At 40.8% G+C, this 23,748-nt stretch carries 20 protein-coding genes and 1 riboswitch; of the genes, 7 read left to right on the top strand and 13 right to left on the bottom strand.

Features of this window, described 5'->3' with window-relative positions; translation table 11 throughout:
* Positions 1–216: 216 nt before the first annotated feature.
* Both ENH88_RS07605 and ENH88_RS07600 read left to right on the top strand, forming a co-directional pair.
* The gene (locus tag ENH88_RS07605; protein ID WP_192541779.1) at positions 217–753 is read left to right on the top strand and encodes a YaeQ family protein; all 537 of its coding nucleotides are present in this window, start codon (positions 217–219) and stop codon (positions 751–753) included.
* Between the two features lie 28 nt (positions 754–781).
* Positions 782–1,378 (top strand): alpha/beta fold hydrolase, encoded by a 597-nt coding sequence (locus ENH88_RS07600; protein ID WP_192541778.1) that lies wholly within the window; start codon positions 782–784, stop codon positions 1,376–1,378.
* On the opposite strand, the gene ENH88_RS07595 is transcribed toward ENH88_RS07600, so the two are convergent.
* A complete protein-coding gene (locus ENH88_RS07595; protein WP_149982248.1) occupies positions 1,375–1,584 on the bottom strand; it encodes a hypothetical protein in 210 nt (69 codons plus the stop codon). The genes ENH88_RS07600 and ENH88_RS07595 overlap by 4 nt on opposite strands.
* Before the next feature lie 349 nt (positions 1,585–1,933).
* Here ENH88_RS07595 and ENH88_RS07590 point away from each other — a divergent pair, with 349 nt between their 5' ends.
* Complete coding sequence (locus ENH88_RS07590) at positions 1,934–2,407, top strand: Dps family protein (protein WP_304181315.1); 474 nt, start codon at positions 1,934–1,936, stop codon at positions 2,405–2,407.
* Between the two features lie 75 nt (positions 2,408–2,482).
* Here ENH88_RS07590 and ENH88_RS07585 read toward each other — a convergent pair whose 3' ends face one another.
* The 6 genes from ENH88_RS07585 to ENH88_RS07560 form a co-directional block, all read right to left on the bottom strand.
* Positions 2,483–3,394 (bottom strand): GGDEF domain-containing protein, encoded by a 912-nt coding sequence (locus tag ENH88_RS07585; RefSeq protein ID WP_304181312.1) that lies wholly within the window; start codon positions 3,392–3,394, stop codon positions 2,483–2,485.
* A 5-nt stretch (positions 3,395–3,399) separates the two neighbouring features.
* Positions 3,400–4,206 carry an alpha/beta fold hydrolase gene (locus ENH88_RS07580; protein ID WP_304181311.1) on the bottom strand — a complete coding sequence of 269 codons (807 nt, stop codon included), beginning with the start codon at positions 4,204–4,206 and terminating at the stop codon, positions 3,400–3,402.
* A 62-nt stretch (positions 4,207–4,268) separates the two neighbouring features.
* The gene (locus ENH88_RS07575; protein ID WP_304181309.1) at positions 4,269–6,347 is read right to left on the bottom strand and encodes a S9 family peptidase; all 2,079 of its coding nucleotides are present in this window, start codon (positions 6,345–6,347) and stop codon (positions 4,269–4,271) included.
* A 102-nt stretch (positions 6,348–6,449) separates the two neighbouring features.
* A complete protein-coding gene (locus tag ENH88_RS07570) occupies positions 6,450–7,016 on the bottom strand; it encodes a chitin-binding protein (RefSeq protein WP_304181307.1) in 567 nt (188 codons plus the stop codon).
* A gap of 121 nt (positions 7,017–7,137) precedes the next feature.
* A riboswitch (cyclic di-GMP riboswitch) is annotated at positions 7,138–7,228 on the bottom strand.
* A gap of 141 nt (positions 7,229–7,369) precedes the next feature.
* A complete protein-coding gene (locus ENH88_RS07565) occupies positions 7,370–10,516 on the bottom strand; it encodes an efflux RND transporter permease subunit (RefSeq protein WP_304181305.1) in 3,147 nt (1,048 codons plus the stop codon).
* Positions 10,517–10,531: 15 nt separating this feature from the next.
* Entirely contained in the window at positions 10,532–11,710 is a 1,179-nt protein-coding gene (locus ENH88_RS07560) for an efflux RND transporter periplasmic adaptor subunit (RefSeq protein WP_304181303.1), read from the bottom strand.
* A 312-nt stretch (positions 11,711–12,022) separates the two neighbouring features.
* Between ENH88_RS07560 and ENH88_RS07555 the strand changes: the two genes are divergently transcribed.
* Positions 12,023–12,319 (top strand): TM2 domain-containing protein, encoded by a 297-nt coding sequence (locus ENH88_RS07555; protein WP_304181301.1) that lies wholly within the window; start codon positions 12,023–12,025, stop codon positions 12,317–12,319.
* A 15-nt stretch (positions 12,320–12,334) separates the two neighbouring features.
* Here ENH88_RS07555 and ENH88_RS07550 read toward each other — a convergent pair whose 3' ends face one another.
* Both ENH88_RS07550 and ENH88_RS07545 read right to left on the bottom strand, forming a co-directional pair.
* Entirely contained in the window at positions 12,335–13,126 is a 792-nt protein-coding gene (locus tag ENH88_RS07550) for a PhzF family phenazine biosynthesis protein (RefSeq protein WP_304181299.1), read from the bottom strand.
* A 99-nt stretch (positions 13,127–13,225) separates the two neighbouring features.
* A complete protein-coding gene (locus ENH88_RS07545) occupies positions 13,226–13,840 on the bottom strand; it encodes a PQ-loop repeat-containing protein (protein WP_304181297.1) in 615 nt (204 codons plus the stop codon).
* Positions 13,841–14,199: 359 nt separating this feature from the next.
* Between ENH88_RS07545 and ENH88_RS07540 the strand changes: the two genes are divergently transcribed.
* Positions 14,200–15,345, top strand: coding sequence for a tetratricopeptide repeat protein (locus tag ENH88_RS07540; RefSeq protein ID WP_304181295.1), 1,146 nt, complete (start codon positions 14,200–14,202; stop codon positions 15,343–15,345).
* 34 nt (positions 15,346–15,379) lie between these two features.
* Here ENH88_RS07540 and ENH88_RS07535 read toward each other — a convergent pair whose 3' ends face one another.
* The 4 genes from ENH88_RS07535 to ENH88_RS07520 all read right to left on the bottom strand — a co-directional run bounded on the left by ENH88_RS07535 (position 15,380) and on the right by ENH88_RS07520 (position 21,368).
* The gene (locus ENH88_RS07535; RefSeq protein WP_304181338.1) at positions 15,380–18,217 is read right to left on the bottom strand and encodes a TolB family protein; all 2,838 of its coding nucleotides are present in this window, start codon (positions 18,215–18,217) and stop codon (positions 15,380–15,382) included.
* Positions 18,218–18,362: 145 nt separating this feature from the next.
* Positions 18,363–19,883, bottom strand: coding sequence for a PH domain-containing protein (locus tag ENH88_RS07530; RefSeq protein WP_304181294.1), 1,521 nt, complete (start codon positions 19,881–19,883; stop codon positions 18,363–18,365).
* Positions 19,876–20,448: a PH domain-containing protein gene (locus tag ENH88_RS07525; RefSeq protein WP_304181293.1), complete on the bottom strand. Its 573-nt coding sequence runs from the start codon at positions 20,446–20,448 to the stop codon at positions 19,876–19,878. Before ENH88_RS07525 ends, ENH88_RS07530 begins: the two co-directional genes overlap by 8 nt.
* A 68-nt stretch (positions 20,449–20,516) precedes the next feature.
* Complete coding sequence (locus ENH88_RS07520) at positions 20,517–21,368, bottom strand: D-hexose-6-phosphate mutarotase (RefSeq protein WP_304181291.1); 852 nt, start codon at positions 21,366–21,368, stop codon at positions 20,517–20,519.
* Between the two features lie 335 nt (positions 21,369–21,703).
* On the opposite strand from ENH88_RS07520, the gene ENH88_RS07515 reads away from it, so the two are divergent.
* Positions 21,704–22,198, top strand: a complete 495-nt coding sequence (locus tag ENH88_RS07515) for a MarR family winged helix-turn-helix transcriptional regulator (RefSeq protein WP_304181290.1) — start codon at positions 21,704–21,706, stop codon at positions 22,196–22,198.
* Positions 22,199–22,317: 119 nt separating this feature from the next.
* Positions 22,318–23,670 carry a porin gene (locus ENH88_RS07510; RefSeq protein WP_304181288.1) on the top strand — a complete coding sequence of 451 codons (1,353 nt, stop codon included), beginning with the start codon at positions 22,318–22,320 and terminating at the stop codon, positions 23,668–23,670.
* Positions 23,671–23,748: the final 78 nt, after the last annotated feature.

Below are 23,748 nucleotides of genomic sequence, written 5' to 3'. Positions count from 1 at the left end.
GTAGGCTTTTGCTAGTCGCTACAGCAATACAGCGTTGTGATACGGCAAGCTGTCGAACGCGTGTTGTAGATTATTACTTTAAGTGCTCATAAAATTTAATAAGGCGGCTACTATTAAGCCTGAACGGAGGGACTTTTTAATCATCATAACGACTAAATTCACGAGCTCCACAACGAATTACGTTATACTGGCGCAAATTTTTTCAAATAAACTGTTATGGCTCTTAAATCAACGATTATTAAAGCGCAGTTATCGCTAAGCGATATGGACCGCCACGTATACCAAGACTTTAATTTAACCTTGGCACAACACCCATCAGAAACCGAGCAACGCTTGATGATCCGCTTGCTTGCTTATGCACTTAATGCCTGTGATGGTTTAGAGTTCACCAAAGGTTTGTCCGCTGATGATGAGCCAGAGCTGTGGCATAAAAACTACAGCGATGAGATCGAGCTGTGGGTTGAGCTTGGTTTACCAGATGAAAAACGTGTTAAAAAAGCCTGTAATAAATCTAAACAAGTGGTGCTATACACTTATGGTGAAAACAACCAAGCAATTTGGTGGCAAAAACATCAACCTAAGTTGCATGAGTTTAAAAACCTAAGCATTTTTAGTTTAGATTTTGCTGCAACTCAAGCGCTGGCAGCACTGGTTGATCGCAATATATCGCTGACTATTACCATTCAAGATGGTGATGTATGGGTGAGCTCTGATTCAGTTAACATTGAAATAAAACCAGTACAATTAATGTAATTGTAGGTTCAATAAATTAAGAGGGTGTATGACTGTTAAACGCGTTGTAGTGTTACATGGATTGTATATGTCTGGCTTTGTAATGCGCCCTTTATGCTCGCAGCTTGAAAAGTCTGGGTTGGATATTCTCAACCTTTCTTATAATACATTGTCGCCCGATCGCGCCGCTATTTTTAAACAGATTGATGATTTTATTGATGATAAAAACACTGCTCTTGTGTGTCATTCAATGGGCGGACTGGTGGCGCGCGCATACCTTGCGGCAAATTCAGAGCAAAGCCAAAACGTAACAAAAGTTATTACTTTAGGCACGCCGCATAAAGGCAGCCACATAGCCCGCAGAATGCAACAAAAGGGCTTTGATGTGTTTTTAAAAAACAGTGTGGAATTTCTCCTGACCGAAAATGGCGATTGGCCATTTAATGCCAAACTTTATAGTATTGCTGGCGATTTACCGATCGGACTGATGCCGTTAATTGCCAAAGGTAGTCAATCAGATGGCACGGTATTAATTGATGAAACCAAACTCAATGGCATGGCAGAGCATAAAGTGTTTCATTTAAGTCACACTAGTATGATCTACTCACGCCAAGTGATGAATTATATTGTTGAGTTGTTGGTTTAATCTTCTGCACTAGCAGCCACTTTATAAGCAACAAATGCGATGATTGCTAAGATCAGTGGTGTTGGTGCTGCGATATAACCAAAGGTATCAAAGTTAGCAAAGCTTGCTCCTGCTAAATGACCAACTAAGCCAACTACAAATGCAATCAACGCTATACCAATTACAACTAATTCCATTTTACTTTCTTTTTGTGTTTTAGCCTGCATGAGTGTTCTCCATCTAATTTATCTATGTTGATTATGCGCCGACTAAAAACGTTAATGTTGACCTAAATCAAATAACCACTCGCCATGCAATAGCTTGCTATAAAAGCTTGTTTTAGATCATCTTATGGTATTTTTATTGCACGATTTGCGGATATTTTGATTTTGAGAGTGGTTTTTTAAAGATTAGAACCCATATCTATTGTACGAACAAATTAATTACTCAGCAGTTTAACTAATAGGTAGAATCTATCGAGGTTATCGATTTTAACCATTTTACAGATCACTAAAAATGGCTGATACTTGCTATCAGTGTTTAGAAAACATCTTATCAGTTTATTAAGGAGAAGTTATGTCACAGGTAAACGCAATTGGTCTTAACAGCGCGAAAAGTGAAGATATCATCAAGTCACTCAATACCCTGCTAAGTAGTTATCAAATTCAATATATGAATGCCCGCGGTTTTCATTGGAACATTAAAGGTCGCAACTTTTTTGAACTGCACATCAAGTTTGAAGAAATTTATAACCTATTACTTTTAAAAGTAGATGAAGTCGCCGAGCGTATTTTAACCCTTGATGGCGCTCCACTGCATGCATTCTCTGATTACTTAGAGATCAGCAAAATTAAAGAAGCAAAAAATATCAGTGATGGTGTCGCAGCAGTCGAAAACTTACTCGCAGGTTACAGCATCTTAATTAAAATGCAGCGTGATATTTTAGAGCAAGCAAGTGATGCACAAGATGAAGGGACTGCTTCATTGATGAGTGATTATATAACTGAGCAAGAGAAGCTAGTGTGGATGCTTAAAGCCTATTTAAATTAATTTTTAGATAACCACAAGTAGGCCAGCTTTTAAAGAGCTGGCCTACTTGATAAACATACTCTGTGATGTTTTAAGTTATTTTACCGCTTGAAAAAATTCAGTTCTGTTTCGGCCTTGCTCTTTTGCTTGATAAACCGCCTTATCTGCTTGGGCGTAAAGCGCGGCAAAAGACATTTTTTCATCAGCAATACTCACACCAATACTTATTGTTATTGGCGTGTTTTCAACTTTAATTGTTGCAACTAACGCATGCAGCTTTTGGCAAAATAGTAACGTATTCTCTTGATTTGTATCTGGTAACATAATTAAAAATTCCTCACCACCAATACGCGCAACAAGATCTGTTTTTCTGCACTCGCTGTTAAGCTTAGCACCCAACTCTTTTAGTATGTCATCACCTTTCATATGACCATAGGTATCATTTATGATTTTAAAAAAGTCTATATCGAGCATTAACAAGCTCACAATCTGATGCGATCTTGCAGCTTGCTCAAGCATTAGCGTGCTTCTGACTTTCATTTCTCTTCGGTTGAGTAATTGCGTTAACTCATCGGTAGCAGCCAGCTGTTTTAACTGTTCGGCTTGTGCTTCCAATACTGAACGTGTTTTTAGTAACTCCTCATAAAGTAAATCTCTCTTCGAGGCATTAAAAAAACTCCAATAAATACAATGATCAGACCCAATATGCGCATTCACTGTAACAGGTAAACGCTCGCCTTTGCCGTCCATTATAAGCAGTTGCATTTCTTCACATTTTTTTTCATGTAATAGGGTGGGAATTAAATAACTTTGAAAAAATATTTTTGATGACTTAGTAAACACCGTATCTACATGTTTACCCAGCAACACCTCTGGCTGCCATTGGAGTTCGTTGGTAAAGTAACTATTAACGTAAATAATGATTCTGTTAGCGTCAGTCACACAGGCACCACAGGCAAAGTCATCTGGAGTGTAATTAATTTTGTATTGCGTAATTGTATTGTTCACTGAGGTTACTGCAAATATTCAATAATTATTTGCGCAATTTCATTCGGGTGTGTCATGTGCAAACAATGTCCATCAGCTGCAATTACACTAAGCTTGCTGTGTGGTATTCGCTCATGCATATATTCACCCACAGTCACGGCGGCTAATGCATCATTTTGACTTTGAAAAATTAATGTCGGCTGATTAATATCTGTTAATAAGTGTCGGTGATCAGATAAAAACGTTGCTTCTGCAAATGTTTTGGCAATCACAGGATCCGTTGAACAAAAACTGCCTGACAACTCCCGCATAAATTCATGGGTGTTGCTATTTCCAAGCACTAATGGTGCAAGGTAATTAGCCCAGCCAATATAATTTTTATCCATAATACTAAGGAGTTCGAGTAGATCTTGTGTTTCGAATCCCCCAGAATAATCTGGTGGATCATTTAAAAAGCATGGCGACGGGCATATCATAACCAAGTTTGAAAAATATTCAGGCTTTTTATTAGCAGCTATAGCACCAATCATGCTACTAACCGAGTGGCCAACAAATACCACCTTTGATAGCTGTAAGGCGTCGCATATATCTATAACATCTTGCGCATACCCGTCTAAATTACTGTAACGTTGTTTGCTGTATTGTGAAATGTCGGACGCGCCCGAGCCAACGTAATCAAATAAAACAATGCTAAAGTTATCGGCTAATGACGCAATTAAAAAGCGCCACATGTTTTGGTCACAACCAAAACCATGAGCCAAAAGCAGCGTTTTCTGCCCTTTCCCAATTATTTTTACGTTATTCCTTCGTTTTATCTCATCAGCTAAACACATAACACGGTTCCTTTGTTATTTAATACTTCACACAGCGCACTATAAAAGTAAACCCAGCGGGATTAAAAGTCTATTAGGCTAATAAAAAATGCCATCTCAAGGGCTTTTTCTTCCAAGCTTTTAAAACGCCCTGATGCGCCGCCGTGACCGGCATCCATATCGGTTTTAAACACTAAAATATTATCATCCGTTTTATACTCACGCATTTTCGCTACCCACTTCATCGGCTCCCAATATTGCACTTGTGAATCATGGAGTCCGGTAGTGACTAAAATATGTGGGTACGCCTGAGCGGCAATATTGTCATACGGTGAATACTTAGCAATCACATCATAATAGGCAGGGTCATTGGGATTACCCCATTCATCGTATTCATTGGTAGTAAGCGGAATTGATTCATCAAGCATAGTTGTTAACACATCTAAAAATGGCACATGGCAGCCCACCCCTAAATAAAGCGCAGGTGCTTGGTTAACAACCGCTCCCATAAGTAAGCCACCGGCACTACCGCCTGAAGCAAACACTTTATCTTGTGCACCATAACCTTGTGCAACCAATGCTTTGGTCACATCAATGAAATCGTTAAAGCTATTTTGCTTATGCTGCTTTTTGCCTTGCTCGTACCACTCACGGCCCAACATTTCACTGCCACGGACATGGGCGATAGCATAGACAAAACCACGATCGAGTAAGCTTAGTGAAGTACTCGAAAAGCTCGGATCAATGGTTATACCGTATGCACCATAACCATATTGAAATAACGGATTAGTGCCATCTTTTTTAAATAACTCTTTACGATAAACCAGTGACACAGGGACTTTAATACCATCACGCGCTGTTATCATTAATCGTTCTGAGGCATAGTTTTGTGGCTCAAAACTGCCTAACACTTGCTGTTGTTTTAATAAGGTTTTATCACCATTATTTAAGTCCACTTCAAACAATGAACCTGGCGTGGTGAGGCTTGAGTAATAAATACGTGCTAGGTGCGTGTCATGCTCAGGATTCATTGCAATGGCAGCATAATAACAAGGATCGTCAAACTCTAAGGTCATACGCTGCTGTTGCTTATTAATCACCACAAAGCGGGTTTGGCCTTGTTCGCGCTCGGTAAGCACCAAGAAATCATCAAACAGCTCTACGCCTTCTAATAAAACGCTATCACGGTGAGGGGTATGCTCAAGCCACTGTGTTTTGTCTGCAATAGTAGCCTCCGTTGCGGTCATTAAACGGAAATTTTTAGCTTGCCAATTAGTTACGATATAAAACGTAGCGCCGAGTTTATCAACATCAAACTCGTGGCCTTCCTCGCGTGGCATTAATTGTGTGAATTCGCCGGATGGCTGATTTGCATCTAATACCCAAGTGTCATTAGTTTCAGTGGTAGCCAAATCAATAATAATTAGGCTTTCATCACGGCTTTTACCTAACCCCATAAAAAAGCTACGATCTTGCTCTTCATAAACTAGGACATCGTGCGTTTGGCTAGTACCTAATACATGACGATAAACTTGATAACCCAATAACGTTTTCGGGTCTTTCTTTACGTAAAAAACCGTTTTATTGTCATTTGCCCAAACGATTTGCCCTTCGGTGTTTTCTAACACATCGTCAAGTAAACCCTCGTTATCAATAACTTTAAACTTTACGGTATAGATGCGACGACCATCGGTGTCTTCTGAGTAAGCCAATAATTGCTCATTTGGGCTAATTGCCACCTCGCCCAGTTCATAAAATTCAAAGCCTGCTGCCAGTATATTTACATCTAACAATAGTTGTTTATCTGTCGCATCCATCTGACGACTGCGGTAATGGCGAGAATACTCATCATCACCACGTACTTCAGAGTGATACCAATATTGGCCATCTTTAACGGGAAAAGTATTGTCATCTTTGACTATCCGGCCTTTTAGCTCGTCAAATAATGCTGTTTGCAGTGGTTTAATTGGCGCTAACTGCTGTTCGCAATAATCATTTTCAGCGGCTAAATGTGCCAACATAGCGTGCTCTGTACGTTCGTCATCACGCATCCAATAGTAATCATCAATACGTGTTTTTTGGTGTGTTGTTAAAGTGTGCGGCTGTTTACGCGCAACAGGGGCATTTAAAAGTGCAGACAACGATAAGTTTGATAGAGCCACAGAAAAACCAATAAAAAATTTCGATGGCTGGAGTTTAACATAATTTTCAAAAGTGTATAAAAAAGCCCACTCAAAGAGTGGGCCGAAAAATGCTAAATAGCATTAAGGGGAAACTTGCTGCCAGGCTAAATCCCAACTTTGCCCCACACCGGGCTCATAAAGTGGATTGTTTTCTTCTTTCACATTGCAAAACTGGCTAAAAGGCCACGGTTTGCATTTATAGATTAAGCCGGTTTTTGGCTGTAATACTTTTACTCCTGCATTATAAACACTACACTTTTCTGGGTAGATATAATCATATGCAGGCTTAACAACTTGCAAATCATCACATTTAGCAATGCATTGAAACGTTAATTCAGCTCGGTTAATCCCACAGCCTTCAAGCGCATAAATCTGATTTGAACGATAAGCGACTATTAAACCTTGTTCTGTCATTCTACCGGCTTCAACTAACGGTATATGGGTATTAATATACTCCGCCACATAGCGCGGCCAATTATGTGGCTCACCTTGTTCTTCGGTGATAATTTCATATTTAAATGATAAATCGACTAGCTCTCCTTGCGTGTCATAAAAAGTCACTGTCACCATATCACCCACAAATAATTGGGTATGATGATTTAGACAACCTATTGGCATCCAATTTCCACAGGCCAATGACGTATGCATAAACAAAGCAACACCTTAAGAACATCTAATAGCTACTATCCAGTATTTATTGGATAAAAGAAATACTTTTTAACTACATTGTAGGGCTGATGACACACAGCGAGGTTAAAAAATGACCCTGTGCGACGGCCCCGCTATCCTAGTTTTAATGCTAAAACCTTAGACCGGAAACTTTGCGTCCTAACCTTTCGATTAGTTTGCCAAAACAGCGTGAGTATAATGTGACACAGTACAAAGATCAAACTAAAGAATGTAACCGCCAATAAAAACCAATACTTAGGTCTATAAAAAACAAAAAAAGCCAATACATAAAGTATTGGCTTTTAAAACTGCATAACCTTAAAACTAACTACCTAGCTGCTGTACACGCCGGGGTTTAATAGCCGAGTGGCTTTAGTAAAGAAAGCTTTAAATACCTTACCCACATCGCTCATAATAATGTACAAACACGGCACAAGTAGCAATGTGATCAGCGTAGCAAACATCACCGCAAAACCAAGTGCAACAGCCATTGGAATAACGAACTTTGCTTGTAAGCTGGTTTCAAACATTATCGGCAGTACACCCGCAAAGGTGGTGATCGAGGTCAGCAGTATTGGCCTAAAGCGTGCGCAACCCGCTTCTATTACCGCATCTTTAATCGCGATACCTTCTCGACGAGCTTGATTAACAAAATCGGTCATAACCAAGGAGTCATTAATAACCACCCCCGCTGCGGCAATAATACCGAAGCCAGACATTAAGGTCAGATCTAAGCCAAACCAATAATGCCCCCAAATTGCGCCCGTTAAACTAAATGGAATAACCGACATCACAATCAAAGGTTGTGCATAACTTTTCAGTGGTACAGCTAATAAGATATACACTAGGATCATGCCACCGACAAAGAACATTTTTTGCTGGTTGGCTTGTGCTTGTTGCTCTTCAATAGCGCCACCAAGCTCTGACTTAACACTCGGGAATTCGTCTTTAAGTTGTGGCAGCAGTTTATCTTTAACTTGCTTAATGACTTCGTTTGGCTCAATGAGTTCTTCGTCAATATTGCCATACACGTAAACAGTACGATAACCACCTTCACGACGAATATAGCTGATACCCGGTTTTTCAGTTAGTTCGACCACATCACCTAGTAATACTTCTTTCCCCTGTGGGGTGGTAACAACCGCATGCTTGAGCGATGAAAATGCTTCACGCGTTAATTTCGGGTAACGCACCATCACTCGCACTTCTTCACCGCGACGAATTACGCGCTGCGCTTCACCACCGTAAAAGCTGGCGCCAACTTGATTGGCAATTGAGGCTAAATCCAAACCTAAGTCATAAGCGACTGGCTTTAAGCTCATTTGCACTTCTTTACTGGCAGGGTCGATAGTTGAGCTAATATCAAATAAGCCTTCTTGCTGCTGCAATAATTGAATAAAACGGCGTCCGGCATCATTTAAAGTGTCGATGTCTGAGCCATATAGCAAGTAACCAAACTCACCATCGCCACCACCTTGAGCATTTACGTCATCATAAATCGTTAACGACTTAACACCGGCAATAACCGGCATCTGCTCACGCCAGCGCCGCGAAAGCTCAAAGGCGTTATAAGGGCGTAAATCTTCTTCAACTAAAGGCGCAAGCAATTGTGCTTCTGTGCGGCCTTGGTTAAACACCAGCACATCTCTAATCAGCTTTTGGCCATATTCCCGCTCAGTATCTTTATCTACTGCAACCACCATGGCTTCGATTTCGCGAATTGCTTCAATGGTTTGCATATCTGATACATTGTCGTTCATCTCTAAATTAATTTGCGGGTAATCATGTGGTATTTTAGGCATAAAGCCGGTACGCACTTGATTTGATGCAATTAAGGCAAACGTGATAATTAGTAACGCAACAAACGAGAAAAATACCGCCCAACGCCACTCAACACAACGCACGATAAAGCGTCTGTATGGGCCGTTAACAAAACCAAAAAAGCGTTTATTAAAACGAGCACGCCAACTATCAGGTTTAATTGGCGGGAAATTAGTATGTGCGATATGTGCAGGAAGAATAAGTTTTGATTCGATTAAGCTGAATATTAAACACAGCATAACGACTACTGCAATACCGTAAAAGAACGCACTCTCAGGACCCGAAGATAAGGTAAATGGCGCGAATACCGCAACAGTGGTTAATACACCAAAGGTGGCTGGAGTGGCGACTTTTTTAGCGCCGTTAACGACGTTAACCACACCACCGCCTTTTTTCTCTATCTCGGTGTAAGCGCTTTCTCCGATGACAATGGCGTCATCCACCACAATCCCTAGCACCATGATAAAGGCAAATAATGACAAAATATTAATGGTGACACCAAATAATGGCATCATCATCATGGCACCTAAAAAACACAACGGTAAACCAACCATTACCCATAAAGCTAACTTAAAGCGAAGGAATAACGACAGCATAATGGCGACTAAAATAGCCCCTTGGATTAAGTTATTTACCATCATCTCTAAACGCGCATTAAGATAGTAAGTCATGTCCATTAATGGCTCTAAACGTACACCCGGTGGTAGCTCTTTATTTTTTTGATCAATAAATGCTTTTACTGAATCCGCAACAGGAATAATACTTTGCTCTTCCGTCGCTTTTACCGATAAGTAAACGGCATTTTCACCATTAAATTTAAAGTAGCGCTCGCCCTCAGTGAACTGGTCTTTAATCGTCGCAATGTCTTGCAACAACACTTTAGCGCCATTATCACCAATTTTTACCGGTATTTGCCGAAATTCCTCACCAGAATACAGTTGATTTTCAACCCGAACCGAAATAACCCCGGCATCGGTTGTTAATTGCCCGGCTGAAAAGTTAGCTGAGTATCGACGCACAGCATCCGCAACGTCACTCAAGGTTAGGTTGTAGCGGCGTAATGTGTCTGGTTCAATCTCAATGGCAATTTCATCCAGCGGTACATCGTTGACCACCAATGATACATTTGAAAGCTGTAACAACTCATTTTCAATACGATTGGCAATTGGTTTGAGTTCATTGAGAGGTAAATCAGCAACTAAGGTCATGCCAATTACATCTTGGCGAAACTCAATTTGACTTATGGTGACCGGCTCCATCCCCGCAGGGAAAGTCGCAATACCATCCACCCGTAGTTTGATTTTATCCAACACATCGGTGAGCTCAGCATCGGTATTAATCTCTAACTGGGCGCTGCCGCCGTTACGAAATGCGCGGTACACCCCTTTTTTGATTTCAGTTATATCTTTTAAAGATTCTTCAATCTTAATTAAGATACTTTCTTCCATCTCTTGCGGTGATGCTCCAGGGTAGTTGGCATTGATCGTAATATAGTTAATTTCAATGTTTGGGAACATCTGCCGTTGCATCGTTGCAAAGCTAATGATCCCCATTACTATAATGAAAACCATCATTAAATTAGCCGCGACAGAGTTATTGGCAAAATAAGCAATTAAGCCGGTTTGTTTTTCACTGTTTGGCAGTTCAGTGTTAGTCATAACGCAGTCTACCTTTTATAGTTTTTCAGTAGCGGCACTATCAAGTGCCTCAACTTTTTTTATATCCTGAACACCGGCTATTTTTACTGCCATACCCTTTTGAGGATACTCAGGTAAAGTAAGCACTAGCTGATCATCAGCTTCTAAACCATCGCTAATATAAAAGTATTCGCCTTCTTCGCGAATTACTTTTACTTTACGAGGTTCCAGCTGCTGCTCGTCATTTACAATCCACACAGTTTGATTATTTACTAATTCTTGCGGTAAACGATAAATATTTTGCAACGTGGTGCCGGCAAAGCTTACTTGTACATAGCTGCCGTATTTAATCGCATGTTGTTTATTCACTAAACCATACGGATCTTCAATACGCACTACTAAGCTACTCATACGCGTGGCGTTATCAACCACTCCTAAATCACGGTCGATCACCGCTTCACGAGTGAAACCATGCAAGCCGGTTTTTATCACCGTGGCAGTAATACCCTTCACGCGCTCGGGTAAAAATACACTGTCAAAGCCTGCAATAGGGATGATCACTTCTGCGGTTTCTATATTATTAAGTTCCGCAACTTGAGTACCCATATTAATATATTGGCCAACACCAATTTCACGGCTCACAACTAGTGCATCATAAGGAGCGGTGACTTCGCAATTATCTAAATCACGTTGCGCTCGCTTTAACCGTGCTTGTGCTGATTTAACCGATGCTTGTGCACTGAGCACTTGTGGCTCACGTAAAAATAACGCCGTGCGCTCCTTACCTGGAAAACGTTTTACTTCATCTGCTGCAACTTGCGCTTGTGCTTGCTCTTCGATAAGTTGGGCTTGCGCTTGTGCAAGCTCAGCTTCGGCTTGTAATAAAGCAGCCTCGTAGTTATCTTTTTCAATACTGAATAATGTTTCGCCGCGGGCAACAACACCACCAGCCACAAAGTTCGGATGCCAACTCACCACTTCACCCGACACTTGCGCTGATAAATAGGTGCTCTCTAATGGCCGAACCTCACCATAACTATTAATCACAACTTGATGATCATTAGCAGCTACAGGCTCCACTTTTACAACGGGTCGCGTATCAACAACTTCTTTTTTTTCTGGTTCTTGCGCAATTGCATTTATCCCAGCAAAACCTGCAATTCCTACGCTAAGCGCAACAAAAGGAAGTGCCCACTTCAAAATACTTGTTCGCATAATCAATCCCCCTAATTTTCTACTAGGGCCATAATAACAGAGCTGGATGAAACATTAACGTGACATTTGTAAGCAACTGTTACAAGAACATCGATATCGCTAAAAAAGTTTTAACAAACCATTGATTGTCACTTATTTAATGCCTTTACTATATTTTTATAAAAATCAATGCAATAAAAAAAGCGCTCGAAGGTATAGTCAGAACATACAAACGACTGTCACACTTTAACGCGTTAAAGTGTGACTTTTTTGTTCACAAAACCGCACGTCTAGGTGTTCAATATCGAACAGCAATCACTTTTCAAGCTGAACTTGCTGATACAACGCATAAAAGATCCCGATACATACGCCGTGCTAAATTGGTTTTTTGTTGCTGGCTTGCATCACTTTTACTTAGCAAACTACCCACGGGGCGTGGTTAACCTAACGCTAATGTTAATTGGCTTATTATGGATTGAAAGCGTGGGTTTACTGCTTATTTTATTGGTGTTTTTAATAGAACTACCGCAGCTATTCAAAAGCCAGCAAATTGTCCACGCTTATAACAATCGGGTAATGAAAACGCTTTTACAAGAGCTGCAAGAATCCAATAAACTAAGTTCTTCATAAAAGTCGACATCACGCTTACGATAAAAACAATGTCCCTTGCATATAACGTACAGCATGGCCCGTTACAGTAACTGTGTGCTCAGCAACTTCACAATGCAGATGTCCGCCACGGCTAGAAGCTTGATAAGCACTCAGCGAAGTTTTTCCTAACTCTTGCGCCCAATATGGCGCAAGGCCGGTGTGAATTGAACCCGTTACATAGTCTTCATCACCACCGTTCGCGGGCCAAAAATAACGTGAGATAAAATCGTATTGTGCGCTTGGCGCTGTTGCAACTACATCTAGTGGCAACAATGCTTTAAGTAATGCGGAGTTTGTTTTAAGATTTAAAACATCTTGCTCATTATTATAAATAGCAAAGTATGCTTGCTGATTTTTCAACACCTTAACTGGTTGTATAGATAAGCCATCAAGTAGCTCAGAGGGTACTTCTTGGCAAGCCTCAGGAACTTGCTTTGGAAAAGTCATGGCAAAGCTACCGTCGCTATTTTTATTGATGATTAACTCACCGACCGCAGCAGCATGAAAGCGAACCTGCAATAAATTGTGCTGTTCACACAATACAAAAGCCGCAGCTAAAGTCGCATGCCCACAAAAGTCTATTTCCATTAACGGTGAAAACCAACGAATAGCATAGCTACCATCAGCTTGACGACAGGTAAACGCGGTTTCTGAGATGTTATTTTCTGCGCCAATTTTTAGCATCAGCTGATCATCAAGCCAAGTGTCTAAATCAATAACTGCCGCGTAATTACCTTTAAACAGTTCAGTTGTAAAAGCATCTATTTGATGGATTGTTAATTGCATTGAAGCTATCTTTGCTTATTGATGAAATAGTATGCAATAAATTGCCATAAATACGACGCTGCGCATAGCAAATTTATTTCATACTTACTAAGTAAAAGATTAAACAGTTACAGGTCGCATTTTATAATACTGAATACAACCTAACTGAGCAGCATTGGTCAATAAGATCATCACAAAGGTCAAAACATGAGAAGTACTTGGTGTTGTCATCGCAAGTTCAGCCAGCAAACCGCATACGCCGGCTACAAATTGCAAACTAAAATAGCGTGCACTCAAATTGCTAATGTCGCCGCTTTTTAAGGTTTTGTAAGTTTGCGGCATAACTCGTATTGAGCTCATCACTAATCCTACAAAAGTTAAGCCATTCAATACTGTTGGCGTGTCTAAGTGGGGCGTGAGTAATAATAAAAATGGCAACAACGAAAAACCAAGCATGCCGGCTAACAGTAAACGCTCTTGCTGTTTGGCGTTATAACGTGCGAAGTAATATAAAATTAAGCCGCTCAGCATACCCGTCACCACAAAAGGCAATACCATGTAAAGACGTTCAAAGTACAAGTTATAAGCAATAAAGTATGTACTTTGTGCAACACCAAACGTCATCATCAACAAAGAGACCCCCGACACACTGCGGTTTTTACGGATCTTTTTTAGCAATGGAAAAAAGCTAAATGCTAAAATAAATGATGAAATAATCGGCAGATAATGCGCCAAAGTAGACCTCGCTCGTTAGTAATTGATTAATAAGTTAGCAACTTATTAATCAAACAAAAAAATAGTGTAAATCACTGTTTTTATATGTTTTATGTAAGGCGCGGCATTGTAAAGGTCCTATAAAAACAAGCAACCATTAGTACAAAATAAACTCATGGCAACGGCGGCAAGTTAAGCTTACAGTTGCCGCTTGTAATACGTCATTGGGCTTCGTTTAAAATAACTTGCTGGTATTGATTTTTACTGATGACTTAGTCGTCGCAATCGTAAAAAACGTAAGCAAAGACAAACAGTCATAGCATTAAATACTTGATTAAATTTTTACCTCAGCGTACCTTAATTGAAACACTGAGGTGACTATGAAACTGTACTTTTCTTTATTATTAATATGTTTATTAACGGCTTGTAAAAGCACTGAGCAGCCTACTACGGTTACGCCCATGCTAACGAGCTTACTCAATCACACGCTCTTTGAGTTACAACAAGTCCCTACAGAACAAGTTATTTTTCAACTTTCTAACCATGAAGCCAAGACCTTTCTAGCTTATGTCGATAATCAACGCTTAGCAGGTTTAACCGACGATATTATTCTATATAACTACATTGAACGCGGCTTTAGTAATTTTAGCTATCACGGCGATACCCTCACTGCGCAGCAAACACTTGAATTAGCACATGGTAATTGCATAAGTCTGGCAATATTAACGCAAGCTTATGCGAACTTAATTGATCTGGAAACAGGCTTTCAAGAAATGACTAGCCAACCTGTTTACGCCAAAGAAGGTAATCTGGTATTTATTGCTAATCATTTTCGCACTAAGTTATATCGCCCTTTTATTGAAGAAGAAGGGCAAATTACTTTTATTCGACCAGGCGTACTCATTGACTATTTTCCTTCCCGAGGCAGTTTTTATGTTGGCAGTGCTAGTTATGATGATCTCATTGCCAAATATTATAGTAACTTAGCAGCTGACGCTTTGCTCGAAAGTGATTATAACCAAGTCTATAGCTTGTTAATGAAGGCCAATCAGTACACCCCAAATGATGCTGAGCTTTTTAATCTAGCAGCAATATTGCATCGCCGCGTCAACGATCAAGCAACCAGCCAACGGATTTATCAAACAGCGCTTGATCAGCAGTTACAAAGTTTAAACTTATTAAGCAATTACAAAGTACTCGCTGAAGATACTGGCAACGAAATGCTAGTTGAACAAATTAATTCATTGTTAGGTGCTCAGGAAAAAGATCCTTATGAATTAATTGCTCTTGGTGAAAGCGAAGCACTCAGTGGGCGCTTGATGAGCGCTAAAAAACATATCGATGCAGCCATAGACAAAGCCCCTTATTTAGCGGACCCCTATGTAGCACTTGCTAAAATTCGTTATCAGCAAGGTAATTTAAATGATGCTCAGAAACTACTAAAACAAGCGATACAGCTCGCAAGAGATCAGCAACAACGCAGTGTTTATGCTGCAAAACTGGCCTCAATTGAAAGTAAAGAATAACCGCCTTGAGTGAAAAAACTCAAGGCGTTAGAGCTTATAGTGAATAATAAAACCCGAGCCACCCTCTGAGTTCATCATCAAAGCTATCACCTTCAACTCTGACCAAACCAAAATCAAGTTTTACATCATTTAAACCCGCGGGGCCTAAACCAAAGCTAAATGGCCCTTGCCACTTAATGCCATAACTCTGCCCGTAAACCTGTTGGTCAATTTGGTGCTGTTGGTAATAAAGCCATGGCATTCCTTCTTCCCAGCTAATACCGCCGCCATAACCTTGATAACGCTTGCCGATGGCGCTGTAAAACGGTAACTCAGGAGCAAATATATAATCATTGCGAACATTCTTTGATAATAACGAAGAGCTAAAGCCACCTAGTACCAGATCAATATCATCCCGATATTGCTGACTATAATTAGCATACATAGGTATCGCCAACGCTTTAGCAAATAACTGCGCAGCCACATCGTACCCTTGCCAGCTTTGTGTATCGCTATCGCCACTATACCAGCGTGCATTGACAGCTTGACCTATGGCATAGTCTTGCTGGTCATATTGCCACGATTGCTTTAAGCCGACTCTAAGCCACTGTGAGCTATGCTCTTGATTACTATTTGCATTATCAATGTCTGAGTAGTTATAGGCCAGTTCTGGCTGAATTCTAAATTCCCCAAAGCGCAGTGGTAAACTCGCAGCAAGGTAACCCCCCTGTACTGACTGTTCATTTAATAGGGCCTGCTGATATTGCTTACTCGCATCTAAATCATAAGAAAATAACTGGCTATCAAACTTAACAGCCAATGCACTGTAGCGCGCTTGGGCATACATACCTTTTAAAGCGGTGTCGTGTAAATCAATGCTGTAGCCTACTTGCCAATCAAACTGTTTGAGTAAATCACTGCCTTTGATGCTCGCACTCAGTAAAGCAGCTGAAGCAGAGTGATACTGCTCACCTAACGCAAACGTGGCCTTTTGTTGCCATATATCATAACGCGTTTGCTCCCCTATAGGTTGTTGATATACTTTCGCTTGCGGTAAAGTGTGCTGATTGACTAGCAATAGTGGCGCAATGCTCGTAGTGGCAAACTCTGTCACTTCTTCCTTATTATTCATTTGCAACTTCATAATATCAGGGCCATCACTGCTGATTGAAAAATACAGTAATTCGCCTGCTTTGAATGGCAAAGGATTCGCTACCGCTTGCTGGCCTTGGGTTAGCTTATACAAACGCTGCGCGGTTAAATCATAACAATAGATGTCGGTTGCCCCCGCAAGGCCGGCAACAAAATAAAGCTGCTTACCATCCGCACTCCAACTTGGCTGTGATAAATATTGATAGCCTTTTGGCATAGGCACTGCAATGGATTTTTGCTCTTGCAAGTCTTGTATATACAACTGCCAATTGTGATTAAATTCGGTTTTAAGAAACGCAAGTTGCTGCTGATCAGGGCTAATTACTGGATAGTCATAAACCGTCGCTAAACTTTTCTCGAATAAAGGTTGAGTTTGACCGGTTTGTAAATCAACCCGTACTAACTCAGAGTAACCCCCTTTCACTTGTTCGGCATAAAGGGTTTGCCCGTGTTCTGCAATACTAAAGCGCCGCAGGCCAGCTAAATCTGTTAGTTTGCTAACTTCACCGGTTTGCGTATGCCAGCTAAATATATCTGATATGCGCTTATTCTCAATATTATCTACATTGCTATAGGCTGAAAAATACAGCACTTCATCATTTAGCCATTGTGGGTTTTGAATACCCGCACGGTTGATTTGATGCAATACTTGCTTTTGCTTGCGCTTAAATACTTGTGGTGGCTTATCCGCAATATCTTTAGGATCATCTGTAAGCACCTCTTGCTGTGCTTTTTGAAACTCTTCAGCGGCCTTGAGGTTATCTTCAGTGCTATACAACGACAACTGGGTTTTACCGTCTTTATCGCGTTCCACCACCGCAAGTTGTTCGTTATTTGCTGATAAAGTCGGATTGCTCGCATATAGATTTAACGCTAACCAAAGCTCACTAGTGAGTGACTGTTCACTCTGCTCTTTACTCATAGCTTGATAGGTATACTCAGCAATAAAGCGCCTGTAGAGCTTGCTTGCAGAATCCCCAAACACACCTGTAAAAGCGTCATCAAAGTCGCGTTGCTTAACCCCTTGCATACGTGTCCATACCGCATCAAGGGTGTGCTCTGAATAGTTTTTCTCTAACCACGCTAAAAATCGAGCGCCCATTAAATACGCCATCGAGCCGGCCAAATAGCCACCATCGGTGCTGTTTAACTTCTCATAACTCGGTAATGCACCTTGCTGAGCAAACTCAGTTAAAATTGCTTCACTGTAATTATCAAATAACCGACCGCGGCCCGTCATTTTCGATTCGAGTAACGTCGCGTAGCCTTCAGCCGCCCAACGCGGCATCTCACTGTGTGCTATATCGTATAAATCCCACATACCTCGAAGTTCTTGACGCCACTTACTGCGGGTTGGCTGGGCTAAATGCACTAAATGAATATATTCATGCAGTACCAGTAGTTGCTGCCAACCACTGTTATTAGAAATCACGGTATCCGATTGTGGTGGTGTAGTAAAAAGCGCCATTAGTGGCTTATTAGAAACCGGCAAGGCAAACCCATTGGCAGCATTGAGTGGATCAAACACCACCACATCAACTGTTTCATCCAGTGCGCGATTTTGTTGCTCGAGTACTTTAGTGCGCACAATTTCTAATTCACTCGCCGCAGAGCGTGCCCAACCGGCATTTTCTTGACTGTAATGCACATTAAAGTGTTCTGTATGAATAGTTTGCCATTGCACGGCAGCTTGTGTCTGTGTGGCTAAGAATAACGCAGTAGCGAGTAATGTTTTTTTCATCATATTCCCTGATCTCTTATTTTAAATCCATTATTGCCATAATTTAGCTGAAAAAGAGAGTGTAAAAATGTAAGAAAACGTGAGTACTCAAGCTGGCATCACTAAATAGAATGCCAGCCCTAGATTACACAAGCAAAGTAATGAATTACATCCAACTGCGTTGCTCAAATTCAGCCTGATACAAAGTAAAGTCGATAACCTCATCGGCTTGCGCTGTTTTCAGATAGGGTAGGTAAACCGTGCCCGAAGCAAGTTGTATAGACAAGCTCTTTAAACCGCCTTTACGCATAAAGTAAGTGCTAATACTGCGAGTACTTTGGGCTTTATATAATTCAAATACACGATATTGCACACTCACCATGCCGCTGCGGAAAACACCATAAAAACGGCCTTCGTGCTGATAAAAGTGATAACCATAACGACTATACGATAAATACACTAAACCACTTAAAAGCAGTAAACTCAGCAGCGCATACACTGGTGTTAACATATCACCAGCTTGGCTTAGTACGGCAAAAGCCAAGCTTGGTAGCAAGGCATAAAAAACCCAATTTTTAATGAATAATGCTCTTTCAACCCCATGAAAATTAAGGGCCTTAAGCTCAAGCCAAGGATACACCCATTGGCACACCTGATTAACCTGCTCGCTATCCAGTACTGGCATGACTAAACTTTGCTTGCTTTTCGCAGCTGCAAAGCCGCCACTTGAGGCCTGAAAACACTGCACGGTGTAGCGTTTTAATAAACGTGCAATTAAATTTTGCTTAATCGTTATCGATTGCACTTTATCCAGACTCACTGATAACTGATGCCGCTCTAACAGCCCTGCAATACGTTTAAATTTTCCAGCTTGAAAGTAAAGCTGATAATTATAAAAACGAATTAACGACATCAATACCGATAGCAAAACCGCAATCAATACAATTAGCACAAGTATTGAAAAAACAGCGAGTGCAGCCGCATCAACCAATATACCTACTTGTTGCTGATAGAAGGACTCTAAACGATTGATCACTGCTGTTTCTAGAAATTCAAACACCACGTTCATAAAAGGCGCAAGCGCTGCCAATGCTAAAATAGCCATGTTCGACATCAAGCCAAACTTTGCCACCTCTTTATTACTCAACGTTAAACACTGTTGCGGCTCAGTACTTTCTAAATCATCTGCCTGCTGTTTTGTATGCGCTTGTTGTTGCTGAGTTGCTTTATAGGCTAATACCTGCTCGCGCAACTGCTCTGCATACTGGGTTGTTACGCCAGGTAATACAGCTTCTTGGCTGGTACTGCCAGCAGCGTCAAAAATACAATTAACTAAGCCTAACGGTTTAAAATAAAATGGTTCAGCAATATTAACGTTTTGCACTCTTAAAAAGTTAAGCGTTAAACGCTCTTTTTTAAACACCCCTTTATTGAGTAAAATGTCATGCTCATCGGTGATACAAAAGCGAAAGTTCAGGTAATAAGCGAACGAATAAATTAATAACGCGACAACCGCAACTGCTATGGCTATTTGCCCCCAAAACCACTTATCTTCAACCTGAGTTACAAACACAATCATAATAGGTAACAGGTTAAATACACCGTCTTTCACAAAACGAAAAGCAAAATGCACAATAAAATAAACCAACGCCCACGGCGAGACGCGTTGCCAGTTTAGCTTATCCATTTAACGACTCATCTGGCGCTAATGGATGATCATCGGTTTGAGTACTTGCATTATTAACGGCTTGTCCTCGTTCAATGTATTTTTGCACAAACTGACGAATATTTTTACAATCATCATGGCTTAGGCCACTAATATTGAGATCGGCACTCATGCCACCGGCACTGTACAAACGCAAACTAGCTAAGCCCATTTTTCGCTCTAACGGACCACGATGTATTTCGGTATGTTGTACTCGCGAAAACGGTAAAATAGTGACTTGTTGCCAAATAACTCCTTTACGATAAGCAATGTCATGCTCTCGTATAGCAATCCCTTTAAGTCGAATACTGACAACGTTATAAGCTAGCGATATAACCAAAATGATTGGTAAAGCAATCAATAGCGGTGTTTGTGCAAAGGCTGCAAAAGCTTGATTAAAAAAGCAAATCACCGCCAACACGACCATTAATGGGATGTAAAATAATAACCAGTTTAGCTGAGCGTGCAGTAACGCCTTTGCGGCAAGTGGTTTAAAAATGATCTGTTGATGTTGAGGTAAGGCGTCTAGTTGCTGGTTTTCGAACACTGTGTTTCCTTAACAGCCAACCTATTACTACGTTGGCTTAGATTTATAATGCTACAATACCCGGTGTATTAAACCCAACGAATGGTAGTCGCTAAGGTATGACTTTCGCCTGGTGCTACAACTGCACTGTCATCCATTACATTCGCCGCTTCCAAGCACAACATTGTATGGTATTCATCATCGGCAAAATTAGATAACCGCTTTGACTTATCAATCCATGGGTTCCAAAGTACGCACGAACTTGAGTTTTCACGACCAACCTCAATAATGCCATCAGGGGTAATTATACGTTGCGTGTCTGCGGCTTGGGTATAAACCATATCCGTTTCGCGAGCAAAACCAACCAGTTCATTTTGATCAAACGGACCTTCACCAAACTCAATGTATTTTGATCCTTGCAGGCCATCAACTTGAGTTTCTGCAATCGCAGGAGTTGGAAAATAGGTATGCAGTGCTTGCGTAAACGTAATGGTTTGATTACTTAAATTTGTTGTTGTTAAACGCACTTCAAGTTTAGTTGTAAGTACAAACTCCACTTTAAGCTTTGATTTATGCGGCCAATAGCTTTCATCCACTTGGGCCATCGGCAAGGTTAAGCTGACTTTTATCTGCTCATCTTGCTCTGTCACTTCATCAGCACGCCACAAGCTAGTGCGCGCTACACCATGAATTGGCCAATCCGGATTTGAATTAACCCCAAACCACGGCCAACAAATTGGCATGCCGCCACGCACGCTTTTACCTTCTTGGTAATCTTCCTCGCTTGATACCCAAATTAAAGGTTTTTTGCCGGCTGGCGTAAATTCGGTGAGTTGTGCGCCCTGCAGAAAAATTTTAGCGCGACAAAACTCGCTTGCAACATTAATATACTCTAAGCCTGTGTCTGTTTGTTCAATGCTTACAGATGGAGATAACTTCATAATACGTCCCATAAAAATGAAAAGCCTAGCCCACCTTACCCAATACTCAGCCTGTTAGTAAATATTATTTAGTGAGTTTTTATGGCAAATTTATAATTTTTCACTCTGTCGCTACTTATAAACAAAATAACTGGCAACAACTTTTAATTAAATAATGATAATTTAAGAAAAATTCATTTCAACTCAAACAAAATAAAAAACAATCAAATAACACCGTAAAGCCAATAATACAGCATTAATCACATCCATCTATTTGAACTCTATTTATTAGATGTGTAATATTTATTACTTGCGATCACGCCTTGACTGTACACCTGCAGCTAATGAGATAAAAAATGAAAAAATATGACGAGTTATTGGTTTCTCTACGTAAAGTGATCCGCGCGATCGATCTGCATTCCAAGCAATTAAATAAAACTTCAGGCCTCACCGGCCCACAGCTATTAATTATGACCGAAGTAGCCCAAACAGACGGTATTACCGCTAGCCGCATTGCGCAAAATGTAAACTTAAGCCCTGCTACGGTTACCAATATTTTAGACCGCTTAGAAAATCGCAATTTAGTGGTTCGTGTGCGCAGCCAATTGGATAAGCGCCGAGTAAGCCTATATTTAACGCAAAGTGGTCAATCTATATTGTTAGCAGCGCCACAACCTTTGCAAGAGCACTTTATCGAGCAGTTCTCAGCCTTAGAAGAGTGGGAACAAAGCCAACTACTTTCATCAATGCAGCGCATTGCAACGATGATGGACGCACAAAGTATTGACGCAGCCCCTTTGTTAGAAGTTGGCGTACTTACTCGTGCTGCCGAAGGGAAAATTGCAGAATAACCGGTCCATAAATATTATATTAAACAAATCATTACCCTATAGCACATAACTAGTTAACTTGGGTTAAAGGTACAATTAGTCTATCCTATAGATACTCATACTTAGAATAGCGATTTATCATGCTTAAACTATCAAAGTTAGCTTTCGCGACTATGCTAGGCGCAACATCAAGCGTCTCATACGCTTCAGACATTGAAGCTATGCAAGCTCAACTTAATCAACTGCAGCAACAAATGCAGCAACTACAATTACAACTTCAAGAAGCACAACAAAAATCCCAGCAACAAGCGCAAAAACAACAGCAGCTTGACACACAAATAGCCAAACAACAGCAAGTAGAACAAAAAGATACTGCAGCGGATAGTCAGGTTACAAAAAAACCGCAAGGTATTCGTGTTGGTGGTGCAGTACGTACCAACTTTAGTCACACTTCATATGATGATGGCAACAAAAACCGAGGTGGCGATTTTGACTTTGACATTTTCCGGGTGAACTTTTCAGGTGATGTTGGCGATGTTACGCTGAATGCCGAAATTCGCTTTTTTGATTATATGACTGCGGTAAAATACGCTTATGCCGCCTATGATTTTGCTGATGACTGGCAAGTACAAGCGGGTATCACAAAAGTTCCTTTTGGTAACTGGCCGTATAATTCACACAACTACTTTTTTGGTACAACCTACTATATCGGCCTTGAAGACGATCATGATTTAGGCGTGCTATTTAAACGCAAAATTGCCGACAATTGGCAACTCGATCTTGGTTTTTTCAAAAATGATGAATTAGGGGGTGTTGACGGTTATGTCGATGATCGCAGTGATCGCTATTCATACGACGTTGTTGGCTTTAGAAATGCCGATGAAGGTATCTATGCTGACCCAGCATCTAAAGGTGAAGATGGAACTTCACTTGGCAATCCAATTGGCGAATACAACACCTTCTCAGGCCGTTATGGTTACCACTTTGAGCACGACAGTGGCACCACTGAACTAGGTGTCTCTGCATTAGCTGGTGGGTTACACGATGGCGTTGACCGTGCAGGTGATTACCATGCGTGGGCAGTGCACCTTAATAGCACAATAGGTGCTTGGAATTTACAACTGCAACATGGTGAGTATCAATATGATATTGATAACGTCAACCGTATGGCAGTCGGCGCATATGGATTTTACGACAGTATTGCTGCCGAAGCGACGATGACTAATGCCAATATCGCTTACAGTGTGCCCGTTGAATGGGGTCCAGTAACAAACCTACAGTTTTACAATGACTACGGGATTATTTACGATAAATCCGATAACAGCGCTGATACTTGGATGAATGTCACAGGAGTGTCCGTCGCAGCGGGTGGCTTATTTACCTATTTCGATTATGTATTTGCTAAAAATCAGCCCTTTGTTGGCGGCTCAGTCGCTGGTGATAGTGATGAAACAGAGCGCCGCTTTAACATCAACGTTGGTTATTATTTTTAATCACCCTCATCACCCAGCCACTATGGTTGGGTGATTTACTTTTGCTACATCACTTTTTTCAAAAATACCACACGAGTC

Origin of the sequence: Pseudoalteromonas prydzensis, assembly GCF_011050055.1 — a bacterium.
Lineage (GTDB): Bacteria > Pseudomonadota > Gammaproteobacteria > Enterobacterales > Alteromonadaceae > Pseudoalteromonas > Pseudoalteromonas prydzensis_A.
The sequence above is the reverse complement of the archived record's forward strand: the minus strand, read 5'-3'. Positions and strand labels throughout refer to the sequence as shown.

Excerpts from the sequence above, each read along its gene's own strand:
- ENH88_RS07605 (WP_192541779.1), top strand. The coding sequence starts at position 217 with ATGGCTCTTAAATCAACGATTATTAAAGCGCAGTTATCGCTAAGCGAT.
- ENH88_RS07600 (WP_192541778.1), top strand. The coding sequence starts at position 782 with ATGACTGTTAAACGCGTTGTAGTGTTACATGGATTGTATATGTCTGGC.
- ENH88_RS07595 (WP_149982248.1), bottom strand. The coding sequence starts at position 1,584 with ATGCAGGCTAAAACACAAAAAGAAAGTAAAATGGAATTAGTTGTAATT.
- ENH88_RS07590 (WP_304181315.1), top strand. The coding sequence starts at position 1,934 with ATGTCACAGGTAAACGCAATTGGTCTTAACAGCGCGAAAAGTGAAGAT.
- ENH88_RS07580 (WP_304181311.1), bottom strand. The coding sequence starts at position 4,206 with ATGTGTTTAGCTGATGAGATAAAACGAAGGAATAACGTAAAAATAATT.
- ENH88_RS07570 (WP_304181307.1), bottom strand. The coding sequence starts at position 7,016 with ATGCATACGTCATTGGCCTGTGGAAATTGGATGCCAATAGGTTGTCTA.
- ENH88_RS07565 (WP_304181305.1), bottom strand. The coding sequence starts at position 10,516 with ATGACTAACACTGAACTGCCAAACAGTGAAAAACAAACCGGCTTAATT.
- ENH88_RS07560 (WP_304181303.1), bottom strand. The coding sequence starts at position 11,710 with ATGCGAACAAGTATTTTGAAGTGGGCACTTCCTTTTGTTGCGCTTAGC.
- ENH88_RS07550 (WP_304181299.1), bottom strand. The coding sequence starts at position 13,126 with ATGCAATTAACAATCCATCAAATAGATGCTTTTACAACTGAACTGTTT.
- ENH88_RS07540 (WP_304181295.1), top strand. The coding sequence starts at position 14,200 with ATGAAACTGTACTTTTCTTTATTATTAATATGTTTATTAACGGCTTGT.
- ENH88_RS07535 (WP_304181338.1), bottom strand. The coding sequence starts at position 18,217 with ATGAAAAAAACATTACTCGCTACTGCGTTATTCTTAGCCACACAGACA.
- ENH88_RS07530 (WP_304181294.1), bottom strand. The coding sequence starts at position 19,883 with ATGGATAAGCTAAACTGGCAACGCGTCTCGCCGTGGGCGTTGGTTTAT.
- ENH88_RS07520 (WP_304181291.1), bottom strand. The coding sequence starts at position 21,368 with ATGAAGTTATCTCCATCTGTAAGCATTGAACAAACAGACACAGGCTTA.
- ENH88_RS07515 (WP_304181290.1), top strand. The coding sequence starts at position 21,704 with ATGAAAAAATATGACGAGTTATTGGTTTCTCTACGTAAAGTGATCCGC.
- ENH88_RS07510 (WP_304181288.1), top strand. The coding sequence starts at position 22,318 with ATGCTTAAACTATCAAAGTTAGCTTTCGCGACTATGCTAGGCGCAACA.